13 protein-coding genes are annotated in these 17,378 nt (G+C 40.0%); 6 read left to right on the top strand and 7 right to left on the bottom strand.

Annotated features, from left to right (window positions below; translation table 11 throughout):
* Window positions 1-9 precede the first annotated feature (9 nt).
* Entirely contained in the window at window positions 10-3,252 is a 3,243-nt protein-coding gene (gene ccsA / locus BUA96_RS07790; protein ID WP_072982016.1) for a cytochrome c biogenesis protein CcsA, read from the top strand.
* Window positions 3,253-3,325: 73 nt separating this feature from the next.
* On the opposite strand, the gene fumC is transcribed toward ccsA, so the two are convergent.
* The gene (gene fumC, locus BUA96_RS07795) at window positions 3,326-4,720 is read right to left on the bottom strand and encodes a class II fumarate hydratase (RefSeq protein WP_072982018.1); all 1,395 of its coding nucleotides are present in this window, start codon (window positions 4,718-4,720) and stop codon (window positions 3,326-3,328) included.
* Window positions 4,721-4,868: 148 nt separating this feature from the next.
* Here fumC and BUA96_RS17185 point away from each other — a divergent pair, with 148 nt between their 5' ends.
* Window positions 4,869-5,039: a hypothetical protein gene (locus BUA96_RS17185; protein ID WP_009780232.1), complete on the top strand. Its 171-nt coding sequence runs from the start codon at window positions 4,869-4,871 to the stop codon at window positions 5,037-5,039.
* A gap of 148 nt (window positions 5,040-5,187) precedes the next feature.
* Here the strand turns inward: BUA96_RS17185 and BUA96_RS07800 are convergent, their stop codons facing one another.
* From BUA96_RS07800 to BUA96_RS07825, 6 genes are all read right to left on the bottom strand, one after another.
* Window positions 5,188-7,698, bottom strand: coding sequence for a TonB-dependent receptor (locus BUA96_RS07800; protein WP_072982020.1), 2,511 nt, complete (start codon window positions 7,696-7,698; stop codon window positions 5,188-5,190).
* A gap of 86 nt (window positions 7,699-7,784) precedes the next feature.
* Window positions 7,785-8,129 (bottom strand): arsenate reductase (glutaredoxin), encoded by a 345-nt coding sequence (arsC, locus tag BUA96_RS07805; RefSeq protein ID WP_072982022.1) that lies wholly within the window; start codon window positions 8,127-8,129, stop codon window positions 7,785-7,787.
* A 2-nt stretch (window positions 8,130-8,131) separates the two neighbouring features.
* Window positions 8,132-9,238 (bottom strand): peptide chain release factor 2, encoded by a 1,107-nt coding sequence (gene prfB, locus BUA96_RS07810; protein WP_072982024.1) that lies wholly within the window; start codon window positions 9,236-9,238, stop codon window positions 8,132-8,134.
* A gap of 48 nt (window positions 9,239-9,286) precedes the next feature.
* The gene (locus BUA96_RS07815; protein WP_072982026.1) at window positions 9,287-10,285 is read right to left on the bottom strand and encodes a transglutaminase-like domain-containing protein; all 999 of its coding nucleotides are present in this window, start codon (window positions 10,283-10,285) and stop codon (window positions 9,287-9,289) included.
* 57 nt (window positions 10,286-10,342) lie between these two features.
* A complete protein-coding gene (locus BUA96_RS07820; RefSeq protein WP_072982028.1) occupies window positions 10,343-11,287 on the bottom strand; it encodes an alpha-E domain-containing protein in 945 nt (314 codons plus the stop codon).
* Between the two features lie 38 nt (window positions 11,288-11,325).
* Window positions 11,326-12,789: a circularly permuted type 2 ATP-grasp protein gene (locus BUA96_RS07825; protein ID WP_072982030.1), complete on the bottom strand. Its 1,464-nt coding sequence runs from the start codon at window positions 12,787-12,789 to the stop codon at window positions 11,326-11,328.
* A 187-nt stretch (window positions 12,790-12,976) separates the two neighbouring features.
* Here BUA96_RS07825 and BUA96_RS07830 point away from each other — a divergent pair, with 187 nt between their 5' ends.
* From BUA96_RS07830 to BUA96_RS07845, 4 genes are read left to right on the top strand one after another with little or no spacing between them, the layout of a single operon-like run.
* Window positions 12,977-15,379, top strand: a complete 2,403-nt coding sequence (locus tag BUA96_RS07830) for a zinc-dependent metalloprotease (protein WP_072982032.1) — start codon at window positions 12,977-12,979, stop codon at window positions 15,377-15,379.
* Window positions 15,380-15,382: 3 nt separating this feature from the next.
* Window positions 15,383-15,832 (top strand): 3-hydroxyacyl-ACP dehydratase FabZ family protein, encoded by a 450-nt coding sequence (locus tag BUA96_RS07835; protein WP_072982034.1) that lies wholly within the window; start codon window positions 15,383-15,385, stop codon window positions 15,830-15,832.
* Window positions 15,825-17,093, top strand: coding sequence for a beta-ketoacyl-[acyl-carrier-protein] synthase family protein (locus tag BUA96_RS07840; protein WP_072982036.1), 1,269 nt, complete (start codon window positions 15,825-15,827; stop codon window positions 17,091-17,093). Before BUA96_RS07835 ends, BUA96_RS07840 begins: the two co-directional genes overlap by 8 nt.
* 27 nt (window positions 17,094-17,120) lie before the next feature.
* The gene (locus BUA96_RS07845; RefSeq protein ID WP_072982038.1) at window positions 17,121-17,372 is read left to right on the top strand and encodes an acyl carrier protein; all 252 of its coding nucleotides are present in this window, start codon (window positions 17,121-17,123) and stop codon (window positions 17,370-17,372) included.
* Window positions 17,373-17,378 lie beyond the last annotated feature (6 nt).

Here is a 17,378-nt window from a genome sequence, read left to right on the forward strand (position 1 = left end):
ACATTTATCATGCAAAAACGTATTGCAGATTTTCTGTTTTCTACCCGCTTAATGGCCGTTTTATTTATTGTTTATGCTGTAGCGATGGCAACCGGAACCATCCTTGACGCAGGCCAAGAAACTTCACCAACCCCATATACTCGCGAACTGGTCTATGAAGCCTGGTGGTTTGAATTAATTCACATTTTATTTATAGTCAACTTTGTTGGTAATATTTGGAAATTCAGGCTGTGGCGTAAAGAAAAATGGTCAACGCTGGTATTTCACGCCGCCTTTATTCTAATCATTTTTGGTGCAGCCTGGACGCGGTATATTGGTTTTGAAGGGGTGATGCCAATTCGTGAGGGGGAAACTCAGAATACGTTTTTAAGTGAAAAAACATACCTCAATGTCTTTATTGACGGGGAACGCGACGGTGCTCCTATGCGAAGAAAACTCGAGCCGAAGCGTCTGAATTTATCTACACGTTTAGATAACAGCTTTGACTGGGAAACCGATTTTGACGGAAAACCGGTAACTATTTCTTTTTCAAAATTCATAGATGGGGCAGAAGAAGGCCTTATCGAAACTACTGATGGAAAAGCCCAATTGAAAATCGTTGAAGCCGGAGATGGACAGCGACACGAGCATTATCTTGAAGAAGGGCAAGTGGCGAGTATTCACAATATGCTTTTTGCGCTAAATCAACCTACAGAGGGTGCGATCAATATTGGTTATGATGGTGAGAATTATACGATTGATACGCCTTTTGAAGGAAGCACGCGGGTAATGGCAACGCAAACCGATTATGCAGTTGCTAAAGACAGTGTGCAAGAGCTTAAACTACGCGCACTGTATCAATTGGGCGGGATGCAGTTTGTGATTCCTGATCCCGTGATCAAAGGAACAAACGGGATTGTTGAAGCTTTTCCAAAGCAAAAAGGTCAGGCAGATGCGCTTTTTGTAACCGTGACTACACCAGATGGTCAGGAAACTGTAGGCCTGTTAGGAGGAAAAGGTTATAACAACGAGATGGTATCTACAGATATTGGTGATCTTAAATTTCATATGGCCTATGGAAGCTTAGCTCAGGAACTTCCGTTTTCAATAAAGCTGAATGATTTTATCGCTGAGCGCTATCCCGGAACGACCAATGTGTACTCTTCTTATGAGAGCGAGATCACAGTAATTAACGGTCCGCAGGACACTTTTGACTATGATATTTATATGAATCACGTACTGGATCACAAGGGCTATCGCTTTTTTCAAGCGAGTTTTGATCCTGACGAACTGGGTACTGTTCTTTCGGTAAATCACGATATGGTAGGAACTTGGATCACGTACATTGGGTATTTTTTATTGTATCTAGGTCTAATGATCATTCTTTTTGATAAAGGAAGTCGTTTTGGCGATCTCAAAATGCGTTTAGATAAAGTAAAGTCTAAAAAGGCTAAACTTAGTGTTATTGCTGCTGTGATCGCTTTCAGCGGAACGGCCTTACACGCGCAGGAACAAGAAGTGGTCGTTGAAAATGGAAACACTAAGGTGGTTGAAGAGCAACCGGAGGATTTTATTCCGGGGACGGCTGCAATTGCTGAAGAAACGCAGCACACTGTGCCTACAGCGCAGCAGATCGACTCGGTTTTGATGGCCAATAAAGTACCTGCGGAAGAAGCTGCAAAGTTTGGTAAATTGGTAATTCAGGATGATGGCGGGCGTATGATGCCTGTGAATACTTTTTCCAGCAAACTTCTAAGAAAACTCAGCCGAAGCGACAAGTATCAAGGACTTACAGCAGATCAGGTTTTTCTATCTATGGTTGAAACTCCATTTTTCTGGTATAATGTAGATCTTATTTATCTAAAACCGGCTAACGATAGTTTACGTGGAATAATCGGTGTTCCTAAAGATCAGAAGTATGTGAGTGCTTTGGATTTTATAGATAATATGGGGCGCAACAAACTTGATCCTTATATAACCGCGGCTTATCAGGCGGAAGTTAAAAACAGTTTTGACAAAGATTTTATTGACATTGCAGAACGTTTAGGTCTCCTCAATCGCGCAGTAAGTGGAGAAATTCTTAAAATCTTTCCGCTGGTAAATGACGAGAATAACAAATGGGTTTCTTACCCAGAACTTAATGAGTCTGGTTTTAAAGGGATGGACTCATTATACACCAAACAGATTTTACCGCTTTATTTTTCCGCTTTGCGAGAAGGCAATGAGAGCGGGGATTTTTCAAAAGCTGATACGTTTTTGAAGAGCATAAAGAGTTTCCAAGAAAAATACGGAAGTGCTGTTATTCCTTCTCAGAATAAAGTGGATGCCGAAGTTTTCTATAACAAACACGACATTTTTACCAAGTTGTATTGGATGTATTTATTGGCCAGTGTAGTCATGTTTGTTTTTGTGATCATTCGTATTTTTAAAGACAACCGCTTTATTAAAACTATGGTACGTCTTAGCGGTTTGGCTGTAGGCATCTTGTTTGCCTTACACACTGCCGGACTTATCTGGCGCTGGTATATTTCGGGGCACGCGCCTTGGAGTGACGCTTATGAATCGATCCTATACGTAGGTTGGGCTACAATGTTCTTTGGATTGGCTTTCGGTAGAAAGAGTTCGCTTACCATTGCGAGTACGGCTTTTGTTGCCGGTTTTATTCTTTGGGGAGCGAGTATGAACTGGTTGAACCCTGCGATCTCTAACCTGCAACCGGTACTTGATAGTTACTGGTTGATGATTCACGTAGCGGTGATCGTTGCGAGTTATGGCCCGTTTACGTTAGGAATGATTTTAGGAATTGTTTCGTTGCTCTTGATGCTTTTGACTAACTCAAAGAATAAGAAGCGTATGGAGCTAAATATTAAAGAACTTACCATTATTAATGAGATGGCTCTAACCGTTGGTCTTGTCATGCTAACCATAGGAAACTTCTTAGGTGGCCAATGGGCTAACGAAAGTTGGGGACGTTATTGGGGATGGGATCCTAAAGAAACTTGGGCACTGATCAGTATTATGGTGTACGCCTTTGTAATCCATATGCGCTTAGTTCCTGGTCTTCGAGGAAGATGGTTTTTCAACTTAATGGCCGTCTTAGCTTACGGAAGTATTTTGATGACCTATTTTGGCGTGAATTTCTGGCTATCAGGATTACACAGTTATGCTAGTGGTGACAACATCTTAAACCTGAATAAGGCTATTTGTATTTTTGCAGGAGTGATCGTTTTTGCACTTCTGGCATATCCTAAATACAAGAAGTTTTACAAATAAGAATTTACCGAATAAGCATAAAAAAAGGAAGCATTGCAAAATGCTTCCTTTTTTAGTTTTATAAACTTTGTGACTAGAGTTCGCCTACCATATCTTCAGGTTTTACCCACTCGTCAAATTCTTCGGGAGTGACGTAACCAAGATTAACAGCTTCTTCACGCAATGTAGTACCGTTCTCGTGTGCAGTATTTGCAATTTCAGCAGCTTTATAATAACCTATTTTGGTATTTAAAGCGGTAACCAGCATCAGCGAGTTTTCAAGCATTGTTTTGATACGCGGATGATTCGGTTCAATTCCGGCAGCACAATGCTCTTCAAATGAAGCGCATGCATCTCCTATAAGTTGCGCACTATGTAAAAAGTTGGCAGCCATCACCGGTTTAAATACGTTAAGTTCGTACTGTCCTTGCATTCCGCCTACAGCAATTGCCATATCATTACCAACTACCTGAGCACAAACCATTGTTAGTGCTTCACATTGTGTAGGATTTACTTTCCCTGGCATAATAGAAGATCCCGGTTCATTTGCCGGAATGATAATCTCACCAATTCCTGAGCGTGGTCCGCTGGCAAGCAAACGAATATCATTTGCGATTTTATTGAGGGAAACGGCAAGTTGTTTCAAAGCACCGTGAGACTCCACAATAGCATCGTGGGCTGCAAGCGCTTCAAACTTATTATCTGCAGTTTTAAAAGGCTGTTCTGTGAATTTAGCAATATAATCCGCTACTAATTTTGCATAACCTTTTGGCGTGTTTAAACCTGTTCCTACAGCAGTTCCGCCAAGGGCAAGTTCAGACAAATGGTCCAAAGTGTGCTCAAGAGCTTTAATACCGTGGTCTAATTGAGAAACGTATCCCGAAAATTCCTGACCTAAGGTTAGGGGTGTAGCGTCCATTAAATGGGTACGACCAATTTTTACCACTTCGCGGAAATCATCTGATTTCTTTTTAAGCGTATTTCTTAGTTTGATCACTCCCGGAAGAGTAACTTCCATTACCTTTTTATAGGCTGCGATATGCATCCCGGTAGGGAAGGTATCATTAGAAGATTGTGATTTATTCACATCATCATTAGGCTGAAGGGTTTTATCGCCCTCACCTAATTTTTTTCCGGCAAGAATATGAGCGCGGTTGGCGATCACCTCGTTCACATTCATATTACTTTGAGTCCCCGAACCGGTTTGCCAGATGACTAACGGAAACTGATCGTCGTGTTTTCCTTCTAAAATCTCATCACAAACCTGAGCGATAAGATCGCGTTTTTCTTCAGCTAGAACACCTAATTCGTGATTGGTGTAAGCTGCAGCTTTCTTCAGATAAGCAAAACCGTAAACGATCTCTAAAGGCATCGAAGCGGGATTACCAATTTTAAAATTGTTGCGGGAACGTTCTGTTTGCGCACCCCAGATTTTATCTGCCGGAACCTTAACTTCGCCCAGCGTATCTTTTTCTATTCTATAATCCATTTTGGTTATTTTAGTAGTTCTACAAAAGTAAAGGTTTGCGTATAATTACTATCGATTGCAGCTGTTATAAATATGTTTATAACTTCAAATTTCTGTTGTGTATTTTAAACAAGAATACTTAAATTTGCAACCAGACAAAAACCATATTATGTTTGAATTTGATCAATACTTAGGCTTCTTAGCATTTTTAACCATCGCAACCATGGGATTTTGGTTAATGATATTTTTAGTATCTATTCTACCTTATTGGATTGGTGGAGCGTTTGTAGAGCGAATGAAAGAAATTCGTGAGAAGAAAAAATTAGAACGCGGAAATTAATAAGTATTACTCGATATAATTTTAAGTAAAAAACCTGCTTCAATCTGAAGCAGGTTTTTTTATGCATTTATTTTTCTTTGCTATAAAAAAAACAAAGCCATTTCTTGCGAAATGGCTTTGCGTCATTGAAGGGAAATGAAAGGGTATTTTAACTTTGGTAATCTCCCTCGTTGTCATCGTCATTGACAGGAGATTTTCTATTGTTTTGTCTATCATTCTTACGCTGGTTGAAGCGATACACAAATGATAAGTTGATTTGTCTTTGTCTCCACTGAAACTGACTGTCTCTGGTAAAAAGATCGTTAGTCGTTATTTGACTACGCTTTCTTCCGTTAAACAAATCGCTTACGTTCATAGAGATGGTCGCTTTTTCATCAAATAAATCTTTACTCAACGCCATATCTACAGAAAGGATGCCGTCTGTATCGGACTGCGCGTTTTGAGCAGCACCACGGTAGAATGCATTGGTTTGCCAATCTATACTCCAAGGAAGTGAAACTTTGGAGCTAAAGCGTGCAAAATAGCTGGTGTTTTTAGCGCTATAGTCTACATCATTAAAGAATCCTTCAGTATTAAACTGGAAGAAGTTAAAGCTACCGTTAAGACGTAACCATTTCGCCGGATTGTATAAAAGTCCTAATTCAGCACCAATACGCTCGTTGCTTGATAGGTTTACCGGAATACTTCTAATTACCGTATTACCATTAGTGTTTGAACCTTGTCCTTGAAGCTCAATGATTTCTTCAACCACCTCAAAAGATTCTGTTTCTCTCTGAAAATATACAGATGAAGTCAAGGTTAACTTGTCCCAGCGCTTTAAATAACCTAAGTCATAAGCATTTGCAAAAGCCGGTTGTAAATTAGGATTCCCTTGAAATACGTTGTTACGGCTGCTTCTATCCGGGAACGGATTTAAGAACCAACCTCTTGGTCTGTTGATACGACGGTTATAACCTAATGTAATATTCTCACGTTCGTTAAGTTCGTAGGTAACATTTAAAGTAGGGAAGAGGCCTAGATAATTATTGTCAAAATCAGTGTTGATCTCAAAGCCATAGATATCTTGCAATTCAGCTTCGGTTAAAGCAGAACCGATCTTACCTTTCAATTGAGTATTTTCTAAACGTAAACCGGCAAGAACAGAGAAGTCTCCAAACTTGCTTCCTAATTGCGTATACACCGCATTTACATTTTCAGTATAATCAAAAACGTTCGTCAAAGTATCATTTTGAACAAAATTGTTTGAGTTTGCAATTTGCTCTTGGTTTACGCGGTAATCTGTGATTTCGTTTTCAAAATTTCCGCGGTATCCTGCTTCAAACTGCGCACCTTCACCAAAAGGAAGCACATAATCTGCTTGAATTAAATACTCATCTTGCTTCTCAATACTCAATAAACGCTCTGCAATTATAGGGTCTGTATTTTCAGAATCAAAAGTGATATCCTCATTTATGAGCGTGTTTTGCGTTTGATCACTAGTAGCATACTGTAAATCTGCTGTCAACTGATGCCCCTCGTCATTAAAACGGTTGATGTAGTTTAAAGAGAATTGATAGCGATCATCTTTTTCTTTCTGACGTTCTATACGTGAGGTTTCTAAAACACGTGAAGAATTATTAAAACTCTGGGTAAGGTTTGTAGTTTCATCTACGTCATTTCCGTTTCTATAGAAAACAGTACCGGTGATTGAAGATTGATCGTCTAAATAATATTCCAAACCTAAATTGGTATTGAATCCACGGTTTAAGCGCTGAATGTCGCGATCTTCAATGATACGCTCGTAAGTAGGCGTGATCTCGTCTGTGGTATTGTAGCGGGTGTCAAAATATCCATTTCCCGGAGAACTTGAATATCTGTAACCTGTAGTATTAAAAATGTTGAATTTTTCGGTGCGCAGGTTCAAGTTGGCAGAAATACTAGCCAAATCAGGATTTCCTAAACTACCGTTGATCGAACCGTTAAATCCAAGTGTTTTTTCTTTACGTAAAATAATGTTCAAGATTCCCGCAGTACCTTCAGCATCGTAACGTGCAGAAGGAGAAGTGATCACTTCAACGCGTTCAATAGCATCTGCCGGAAGTTGTCTAAGCACATCGGTAGAACCATAACCCGCAATTGCCGAAGGTTTACCGTTGATCAAGATACGTACGTTTTCATTACCACGTAAACTGATGCTTCCTTCTACATCAACAGATACTGAAGGAACGTTGTTAAGAGCGTCACTCACTGTACCACCGGCGGTAGTAAGGTCCTTACCAATATTGTAGATCTTTTTGTCTAAACGAATGTCTACTGTAGTGGTTTCTGCAACTACAGTAACTTCATCTAAGTCTGAAGCAGCAAATTCTAATTGAACGGTCCCTAAATTAAGGTCGCCATTTATAGTTTTGTTTAAAATAATGGGCTGAAAAGAGATGTACTCGATTTTAATGGTGTAGCTCCCTTGCGGAACTTCAACACGAAAATTACCGTCCATATCGGTAATTCCTCCTTCAACATCTTGAGCGTCATTGGCATCGGTAACTGTTACCGTTGCATATTCTAAAGGGATACCGGCATCTTTATCTGTTACAGTACCGGTAATGGCATAGTTAGTAGATTGAGAAAAGCCCAATGCGGTACAGAAACACATTAGGGCAAATAGAAATTTGTTTTTCATAGTCGTTTTAAGGTTTCGGTTGTTAGACTATGAGAACAAATAAGGTTTAATCGAAGCGGGTTAAAATATTGTTAAAGTAAAACGATTTATCTTAACAGCTTCTTAATGTCTTCCGGAGGTCTTCCTAAAACCGCCTGATTATCAAGAATTACGATAGGTCTCTCTATTAATTTAGGGTGATCTACCATTGCTTGAATAATTTCTTCATCAGTCAATTCTTTTCCTTTAAACTGATCTTTCCAGATGGCTTCATTCTTGCGCACCAGAGCAATAGGTTCAATTTTTAGTTTACCAATTATCGCGGCAAGCTCGATGTAGGAGGGAGGCGTATCTAGATATTTAACAATGTCAAATTCTTTTCCTGATTCTTCAAGAATGGCGAGTCCTTCTCGACTTTTTCTACAACGTGGATTATGATATATTTTAAGCATAATTATAATTCGTTACTGGTTTCTTTTTGACCGGTCATCATCAAATAGGCTTTTAAGAAGCTATCAATATCGCCATCTAGAACGGCATCGGTGTTTCCGGTTTCTTCTCCGGTACGTACATCCTTAATAAGTTTGTATGGGTGTAAGACATAGTTGCGTATTTGCGATCCCCACTCAATGCTTTTCTTCTCAGCTTCAATTTCATCACGCGCCGCCTGGCGTTTTTTCAGTTCGATTTCATACAACTGCGATTTCAGCATTTGCATAGCTTTCTCGCGGTTTTCAAGCTGTGATCGCGTTTCACTATTGTGAATCACGATTCCGGTAGGGTGATGCGTCAAAATGGCTTTAGTTTCAACTTTATTTACATTTTGCCCTCCGGCACCTGAAGATCGTGCGAAATCCCAGCTGATATCCGCCGGATTGATATCAATCTCAATACTGTCATCGGCTAAGGGATACACATATACCGAAGCAAATGAAGTATGTCTTTTAGCATTACTATCAAAGGGTGAAATACGTACCAAACGGTGTACACCATTTTCACTTTTTAACCAGCCAAAAGCATAAGCACCATCAATCTCTAAAGTAACGGTTTTGATTCCGGCGACATCACCTTCCTGATAATTGAGTTCTTTAACTTTAAAGCCGTTTTTTTCACTCCACATTAGGTACATACGCATCAGCATAGAAGCCCAATCACAACTTTCGGTGCCGCCGGCACCCGCGGTGATTTGTAACACAGCGCTCAAATCATCTCCCTCATCAGAGAGCATATTTTTGAACTCCATATCCTCAATAAGTTTTACTGCTTTATCGTATTGTTTTACAACATCTTCTTCAGAGGCTTCACCTTCTTTGTGAAACTCGAGCATTACCTCAAGATCTTCGGTAAGCGCTATGGCTTGTTCGTAATTCTTAACCCAATTCTTTTTTTCGCGAAGCGTACGCATAAACTGCTCCGCTTCCTTAGGGTCATTCCAAAAATTAGGATCAAAAGTTTTCTCTTCTTCGTTCTGTATTTCTACTCGTTTCTGATCTATTCCCAAGTGAATTTTAAGCGCGTCAAGGCGCTGCACAAGATCTTTGATCTGATCGCTCGTTATCATGCTAAACCGTTTGGTTGAAAGTTACTATTTTCTAATGAAAGCGTGGCTTTACAGCTCAGAACTATCTAACGGATTTTGCTGTTGTCTAAGTTGTTGTTGCTGTTGATATTGCTGCTGTTGCCATTGGGATTGAAAGGCTAACTGCTGTGCAAAAGGTAATGGTTCTGAAACCTCAAAATCCATAAAAACATCAGGTTCGCTCTCTTCACGTGCCTGAACTTCTACGACATAATTGGTTTCATTCTTTTCAGAATTGCTGTAAATAATCCCTTTGATCGGGGCGCAATCAGCGTAGTCTCTTCCGTGTGCGACTTTAATGTGATTTTCTAACGCTATTAAATTATTTGCAGGATCAAAACCTAACCAACCTTTTTCAGGAATATAGCATTCTGCCCAAGCGTGCATTTGCGAGTCACCTTTATAGCCATTGCCTTGATGTAAATAACCCGAAGTGTATCGTGCAGGAATCTGATGCAAGCGTGCAATGGTTAAGAACAAATGGGTGAAATCCTGACAAACTCCGGCGCCTTGCGCTAAAAATTCAGATGGAGTAATGGTAACATCGGTAACCCGGGTTTTAAACTCAAAATTCTTGTAGATCCACGCATTGAGCTCATTAAGATTATCAAAAATAGAATGTGAATCTGAAAATTTGAAGGGTAGCGCCTCTCTATTTAATGTGGTTAAAGAAGTTTCTCCTAAGAAACGTTCATATTCTATTTTAAAATCAAGACTGTTTAAAAGTTGGGTATGAACAGGGTTTACCACACTGTCTAACGCAGAAAACGGATTACTGTGTTTTTTGCTAATAATGTAATTCGCTTCAAAGCTAATACGCTCTACCGCTTTTTTAAGATGAACACGACAAATGGGAAAACCAAAGGTGTTTGTAGAAGCATCAACTGCAGCGTTGATTGAATTTGAAAACTTTGAAAGACGTACGCGTTGTGTTTCATTCTCTTCCGGGCGAAGTAAAAACTGCCAGAAAGCCTCGTCAACCGGAGCGTCGTATGTGTTGACGGCTTTGTATTTAATTGTATATTCCAAGGTATAGGGGGTTTAACTAAGCAAAAATAGCACTAAAAACCCGTATTTTTTTATTTATCAATAATTGAAGTACTCTTTTTCGATCTTTTTTGCAATCTCTATTAGGGTGTCTTGAATCTCTTCTATAAAACTCTCTACATTGCCTTCAATAGTATCTACGGTCCTGTAGCGATATTGAGCATGAGTTTTTCCGATTAAAAAAGCTGCAGTGTCTTTACCCGGATATTTATCTTCATTTAACACACTAATGTGGTTTTTTACCTGTACTAAACTATTCATTACGGAACGAGGACATTCCGGATTAAGGATTAAAAACTCTAAAGTGCTTAAACTGGTAGGTGTTTTTTTATAATGCCTGCGCATCATATCATAGGCTTCAATACACTTTAAAAGCGTTGTCCATTCATAACTTTTACTGAATTTTTTGTCATAGCCTCCCTGCGCATTGAGTGCGTCATAATATTTTGCTTGAATTATGCGTACTACTTGAGTTGCCCGTTCAATATTCACACCTAACATGATGATCGCATAAACTTCATCGTGCAGCAGTGTGCCTCGTATTTTTGCACGGATTATAGAGGTAGATTCGGCTACTTGAGTAGTAAAGTCAAAAAGTCCTTTGGTTACAAAATAATCGCTGTCATAACTTAAGACAAAGTGATAAAACTTATTAATAGACTCATACAATTCGGTAGAGATCAGATCACGAGCTCCGTTTGCATTTTCTCGAGCGTATTTAATGCTGTTTAAAATAGAGAACGGCTGCTCTGAACTCATTCCTATATCATAAAAAACATTTTGTTCGGTAAGTTCGTACTCTTCATCCACAGGACCGTTCGCCATAAAAAGTAAAGAGTGTAACACGTGATCACGTGATTGCGATTTTTCGTTAGGAGCATCTAAAGATGAAAAATAATTTACGTTGAGATATCGTGCAAGATGTTCGGCGCGCTCGATATAACGGCCCATCCAGAATAAATTATTTGCTACGCGTGCAAGCATATTTAGGTTCTTTTAGTGAAGTTAGGAGTTAGAGTTTGTTATTTTTTGAGCACCCAAGTGTCTTTTGAGCCTCCGCCTTGCGAACTGTTAACTATAAGGTTTCCTTTTTTAAGGGCAACACGGGTAAGCCCTCCTTTAAGTACAAATTCTTTGTCTGCTCCTAAAAGGCAGAACGTTCTCAAGTCAACGTGTCTGGATTCAAAAGATTCACTTTCTTCTATATACGTGGCGTGAACCGAAAGACTCATTATTGGCTGTGCGATGTATTTTCGTGGACTCGCTTGAATGGTTTTCTTTACTTTCTCAATTTCTTCCTTGGTAAGTCGGTTTCCTATAGAAATCCCGTAACCGCCAGCTTCGTCTACCGGTTTAATAACAAGTTTGTCAACATTTTCAAGCACATATTTAAGTTCGTCAGGTCTGCTACAATGGTAGGTATGCACATTGTTAAGAATAGGCTCTTCGCCTAAATAATATTTGATGATTTCAGGCATATAGGTGTAAACAGCTTTATCATCTGCAAAACCGGTTCCGGGAGCGTTCACTAAACATACATTACCCTTCTTATAAGCAGAAAATAATCCCGGAACACCCAATGCCGAATCCGGTCTAAACTCTAAAGGATCCAAAAACGCATCGTCAATTCTACGGTAGATCACATCTACACGTTCTGGACCTTTAATGGTTTGCATATACACAAAATCATTTTCTACAAAAAGATCACGGCCTTCTACGAGTTCAACTCCCATGGATTTTGCGAGATACGAATGCTCGTAGTATGCCGAATTATAGACCCCTGGGGTAATCACCACACAATTGGGTTCGTCTACGCCCCGTGGTTTTACTGACTCCATGATTTCAAGTAAATTCTGTGCATAATCTGTTACGGTATGCGCATTGTAATGATTAAAAACACCAAATAACGCTCGCTTTAAAGCTGTTCGATTACAAATAACATAGCTCACTCCAGACGGGCATCTAATGTTGTCTTCCAATACATAGTATTTGCCGTCAGCGTGTTTGATGAGATCAGTACCCGATATATGATTGTAAATCCCACCCGGTGGATCAATACCTATCATTTGTTGCAAATAATTTGCCGAGGAGGTAATCAAATCCAACGGAATAATTCCTTGTTTTATGATCTTCTTGTCGTGGTAAATGTCCCAAATGAAGTGATTGAGCGCCTTACTGCGTTGCAACACGCCACGTTCAATGGTTTCCCATTCTTTATGATCAATGATCCTTGGAAAAAGGTCAAAAGGAAAGATCTTTTCTTTAGCCTCCTGATCAGTATACACTTGAAAAGTAATGCCCTGATTGAAAAAAGAGGCTTTGGCTTTGTCATTCAGTTTTGCGAAATCTTGACTGGAGTGACCGCTGTATAAATCGAATAGGGTTTGATAAACCTCTTTCACATTACCTTTCTCATCAAAGATCTCGTCAAAAAACTTGGGATCTTTGTCATAAGAAGAGAAAATTGTTTGTTGGGTTGTAGACATTGGTGATTAGTTTTAGACAAATTATGAATTTACTTACTAAATGGGTATAATTAATTCTTAATTATTCAGCTTAATACTGCGTTATCTTCAGTATTATTAATGAATTTTTTAAATCTTTAAATTTTTTACACTTGCTTTCCAACTTCCTCTTATTTTGACTAACTAGCTTTATCTAAAACACAAATTCATGACCAAAAAAATTACGATTGTTCTCATGCTTGTTTTCGCTGTGGGATCGGCTCAGTTCTTAGAGCAGAAAAAAGATCTAAAAACCACTGAAGGTTTTTTTGATTTTCATTACAACGAGAAGGAAGACGAACTCTATCTTGAAGTTGATAACGTTGACCAAGAATTCATCTATGTACATGCGTTAAAAAGTGGTTTAGGTTCTAATGACATTGGCTTAGATCGAGGCCAGTTGGGAGGAACCGCAATTGTAAAATTTATCAAAGCCGGAAATAAACTGCTTCTGGTTCAGCCTAATCAGGACTACAGGGCAATTACCGATAATGCTGCAGAAAAAGCATCGGTAGAAGAAGCTTTTGCAAAATCTGTACTTTATGGGTTTGAGATCAAAGAAACAAAAGGCAGCGCTTACATTATTGATTTGACTCCTTTTTTGCTTGAAGATGCACACGGTGTGGCGAGAAGGCTTAAAGCAAACCGTGAGGGCTCGTATAAAGTAGATATGTCCAGAAGTGCTTTGGCTTTAACAAATACAAAATCTTTCTCCAAAAATACAGAGTTTGAAGCTTTAATCACCTTTACAGGAACTCCTGAAGGTCGAAACTTGGGTTCTGTGGCTCCTGATGCTTCCTCGGTTTCTGTAGTACAGCACCATTCATTTGTAGCTCTTCCGGAAGACGGATACCAAGTGCGCGCGTTTGACCCGAGATCAGGTGCGATCCACCGCAGTTACATGGATTATTCGGCACCGGTACAGGAAGATATGACCAAGCGTTTTATCATTAGGCATAGACTCGAAAAGAAAAATCCTGAATTGGCAGTTAGCGAGGCGGTTGAACCTATCGTTTACTATTTAGATCCCGGAACGCCGGAACCCATTCGCTCTGCGCTTTTAGAAGGTGCGCGCTGGTGGAATCAAGCTTATGAAAGCATAGGATATAAAGACGCCTTTCAGGTAAAAATGCTTCCGGAAGATGCAGATCCACTAGATTTAAGATATAATCTGATTCAGTGGGTACATCGCAGCACAAGAGGATGGAGTTATGGCGCAAGTGTTGTTGACCCGCGTACCGGTGAAATACTAAAAGGTCACGTAAGTTTAGGAAGTTTACGTATTCGACAAGATTTTATGATCGCTCAGGCTTTAATGAATGCACCTTTTGAATCTTCTGATGATAACTACGAACCTATGCTAGAAATGGCGCTTGCACGTATACGTCAGTTATCAGCGCATGAGGTAGGGCATACGTTAGGCTTTGCACACAATTTTGCAGCCAGCGTGGCTGATCGCGCATCGGTGATGGATTATCCGCATCCTACAATTCGTTTAAAAAATGGAAATATCGATTTTAGCGATGCTTATGCCGTTGGGATTGGTACTTGGGATAAAGTTACAGTTGCATATAGTTATGGTGATGTACCTAAAGGAATGACCGAATCTTGGTATCTCAACGATATACTTGAAAAAGCCGAAGCGCAAGGCTTGCGTTTTATCACTGATAGTGACGCCCGTGCTGCAACAGGAGCGCATCCTGATGCACATTTGTGGGATAATGGCGCTAATGCCGCTCAGGAATTAGAAGATGTTCTAGCGCTTCGCGAAAAGGCGATCGAGAATTTTTCTTTAGCCAATATTAAAACAGGTGAAGCTTTAAGCACGCTTGAAGATGTTTTTGTCCCTTTATATTTCTACCACCGCTATCAAGCCGAAGCTGCAACAAAGAGTATTGGCGGGCAGCGTTATACCTATGCGGTTAAAGGCGATGAGCAACAAGAGATTGTTACACCGCTAAGCGCTAAAGAACAACAACAAGCGCTTGATGCTGTTCTAAAAACCTTAGATGCTCAGTATTTAGCTATTCCGAAAGATAAATTGGCTATGTTTCCGCCACGTGCTTTTGGGTATCGCAGAACGCGAGAAAGTTTTAAAGGCAACACTGGGATCACCTTTGATCCGTTAGCTGCTCCAGAGACCGCTGCAGATATGACAGTAGCATTTCTTTTGAATCCTGAGCGCGCCAATCGTATCGTTGCGCAACACGCTTGGGATGATAAATTACCTTCTTTTGAGTCGGTATTAGATGCACTTATGGAACAAACCTTGTACAAAAAAACTAAAGATACCTATGCGGCTGAAGTTCAGCGCACCATCAATTACAGGGTATTGGAGCATCTTAAAAAACTTTCGGTAACTAAGGATGCAATTCCACAAGTTAAGGCTGCAACGTTCGCAAAATTCTTAGATTTGAGTTCTAAACTGGCAATGTCTAAAGATGCTAATGATCGTTTTATCGCGCTTGAATTGGGTAGATTTATGGAAGACCCTGAAGAATACGAGACGATCCCTGCACCTCAAATCCCTGATGGTTCGCCCATAGGAAGTTTTCAATGCCTTAACCATTAATTTGTGACTAAAGAAGAAATTGTTTCCAAACTGCCGTATGCTGATCCGTTTTTATTCGTAGATCAGATCACCGAAGTATCTCAAAAACACATCAAAGGGCATTATACTTTTGATGAAACCAGTGATTTCTACAGAGGCCATTTTGTGAATTTTCCGGTTACCCCCGGAGTGATTCTTTTAGAGTGTATGATGCAAATAGGTCTTGTGAGTTTAGGCATTTATCTCCTGCGCGATAAAAGTTTTGATCTCAGAGGTAATTCTACAGTGGCAATGGTAGAAAATGAAGCGCGTTTTTACAAGCCTGTATTTCCTAATGAAAAAGTAACGGTTGTGTCTGATCTAGAATATTTTAGGTTTCATAAGTTAAAGTCAAAAGTTAAGATGCTAAATGCAGATAACGAACTTGTTTGTAGCGGAATTTTCTCCGGAATTTTAAAGCCCGGCGATGAGTAAACAAAGAGTAGTTATTACGGGGCTGGGAGTCTGCGCTCCTAACGGAGTAGGCGTTCCTGCTTTTAAGGAAGCGCTTGAAACCGGAAAAAGCGGAATTCGATTTTACAGCGAACTCGAGAAGCTTAAATTTTCTTGTCAAATAGGAGGGATGCCGCTAATTTCAGAGGCGGTTAAAACAAAATACTTTACACCTTTACAACTGCGCAATTTTAATTCCGCAGGGATTTTATATGGCGTGGTTGCAGGAGTTGAAGCCTGGCAAGATGCGCAGCTTCCTACAGATGAGGAACAATGTGATTTTGACAGCGGAACCGTATTTGGTGTTGGTTCTCTGGGTGTTGATAAATATCGGGAAAGCATTTATAAAATTGACGAAGGAAATACCCGAAGGTTAGGTAGTACCAGCGTGCAACAAACGATGAGTAGTGGCGTAAGTGCCTATCTTGGCGGAATGTTAGGTTTGGGCAATTTGGTGACTACAAATTCTTCGGCGTGTACTACGGGAACTGAAGCTATTTTGATGGCCTACGAGCGCATCAAAGCCGGAAAAGCTAAACGGATGCTTGCAGGAAGCACTAGCGATGGCGGCCCTTATGTTTGGGGAGGTTTTGATGCTTTGCGTATTTTGCCTTCCAAGTATAACGATAAACCTACGCAAGCATCACGACCACTGGCAGGCGATGCGGCAGGATTTGTTCCCGGTTGTGGTGCAGGCGCCTTAGTACTTGAAAGTTTAGAAAGTGCGCAACAAAGAGGCGCAAAAATCTATGCTGAAATTTTAGGCGGAAGCAGCAACAGCGGTGGGCAGCGTAATGAAGGTTCGATGACTGCTCCAAATCCTATTGCTGTTAAGCGTTGTATTGAAGATGCAGTGGTGGATGCACAGATCAGCACAGCACAGATTGAAGTGATCAATGGGCACCTTACCGCAACTTCAAAAGATGGATTAGAGATCAAGAATTGGAGCGAAGCCTTAAAACGCTCTGGAGTTGACTTTCCGTACATCAATTCATTAAAGGGAATGACCGGCCATTGTCTGGCAGCTTCCGGGAGTATAGAGTGTGTCGCTTCGGTATTAGAATTAAAACATCAATTTTTATTTCCTAATATCAATTTACATACGGTTCACGATGAAGTACTTGAGCATATTTCAGAAAGCAAAATTCCAAGGGTAAAAACCGCTTTAAAATTTAATTATCTGGCAAAAGCTAGTTTTGGTTTTGGCGATGTCAACTGTTGTCTTATTTTTAAAACTTTTTAAACCATAAAATTAGAAGAACTTGTACTTATGAGTCAGGATATATACCCGCAACTTAAAGAGATCATTAAGCCTTATTTACCCGAAGATGTCAATCCTGACGCAATCTCCCACGAGAGTCATCTTGTGACCGATCTCAACATTAATTCTACACACTTGGTAGATATTGTGCTTGATGTAGAAGATGCTTTTGATATTACTATTGAAGATGACGAACTTGATAAAATGGAGACCGTAAAGGCTTCTATCGCATTGATCGAACAAAAGTTAGCTGCGCGTTAAACGCAG

Origin of the sequence: Leeuwenhoekiella palythoae, from assembly GCF_900130045.1 — a bacterium.
GTDB classification, from domain to species: Bacteria; Bacteroidota; Bacteroidia; order Flavobacteriales; family Flavobacteriaceae; genus Leeuwenhoekiella; species Leeuwenhoekiella palythoae.

Bases quoted from the DNA above. Each gene is read 5' to 3' on its own strand.
- prfB (WP_072982024.1), bottom strand. From the start codon at position 9,238: ATGATAACGAGCGATCAGATCAAAGATCTTGTGCAGCGCCTTGACGCG.
- ccsA (WP_072982016.1), top strand. From the start codon at position 10: ATGCAAAAACGTATTGCAGATTTTCTGTTTTCTACCCGCTTAATGGCC.
- BUA96_RS07830 (WP_072982032.1), top strand. From the start codon at position 12,977: ATGACCAAAAAAATTACGATTGTTCTCATGCTTGTTTTCGCTGTGGGA.
- BUA96_RS07800 (WP_072982020.1), bottom strand. From the start codon at position 7,698: ATGAAAAACAAATTTCTATTTGCCCTAATGTGTTTCTGTACCGCATTG.
- BUA96_RS07820 (WP_072982028.1), bottom strand. From the start codon at position 11,287: ATGCTTGCACGCGTAGCAAATAATTTATTCTGGATGGGCCGTTATATC.
- arsC (WP_072982022.1), bottom strand. From the start codon at position 8,129: ATGCTTAAAATATATCATAATCCACGTTGTAGAAAAAGTCGAGAAGGA.
- BUA96_RS07825 (WP_072982030.1), bottom strand. From the start codon at position 12,789: ATGTCTACAACCCAACAAACAATTTTCTCTTCTTATGACAAAGATCCC.
- BUA96_RS07840 (WP_072982036.1), top strand. From the start codon at position 15,825: ATGAGTAAACAAAGAGTAGTTATTACGGGGCTGGGAGTCTGCGCTCCT.
- BUA96_RS17185 (WP_009780232.1), top strand. From the start codon at position 4,869: ATGTTTGAATTTGATCAATACTTAGGCTTCTTAGCATTTTTAACCATC.
- BUA96_RS07845 (WP_072982038.1), top strand. From the start codon at position 17,121: ATGAGTCAGGATATATACCCGCAACTTAAAGAGATCATTAAGCCTTAT.
- fumC (WP_072982018.1), bottom strand. From the start codon at position 4,720: ATGGATTATAGAATAGAAAAAGATACGCTGGGCGAAGTTAAGGTTCCG.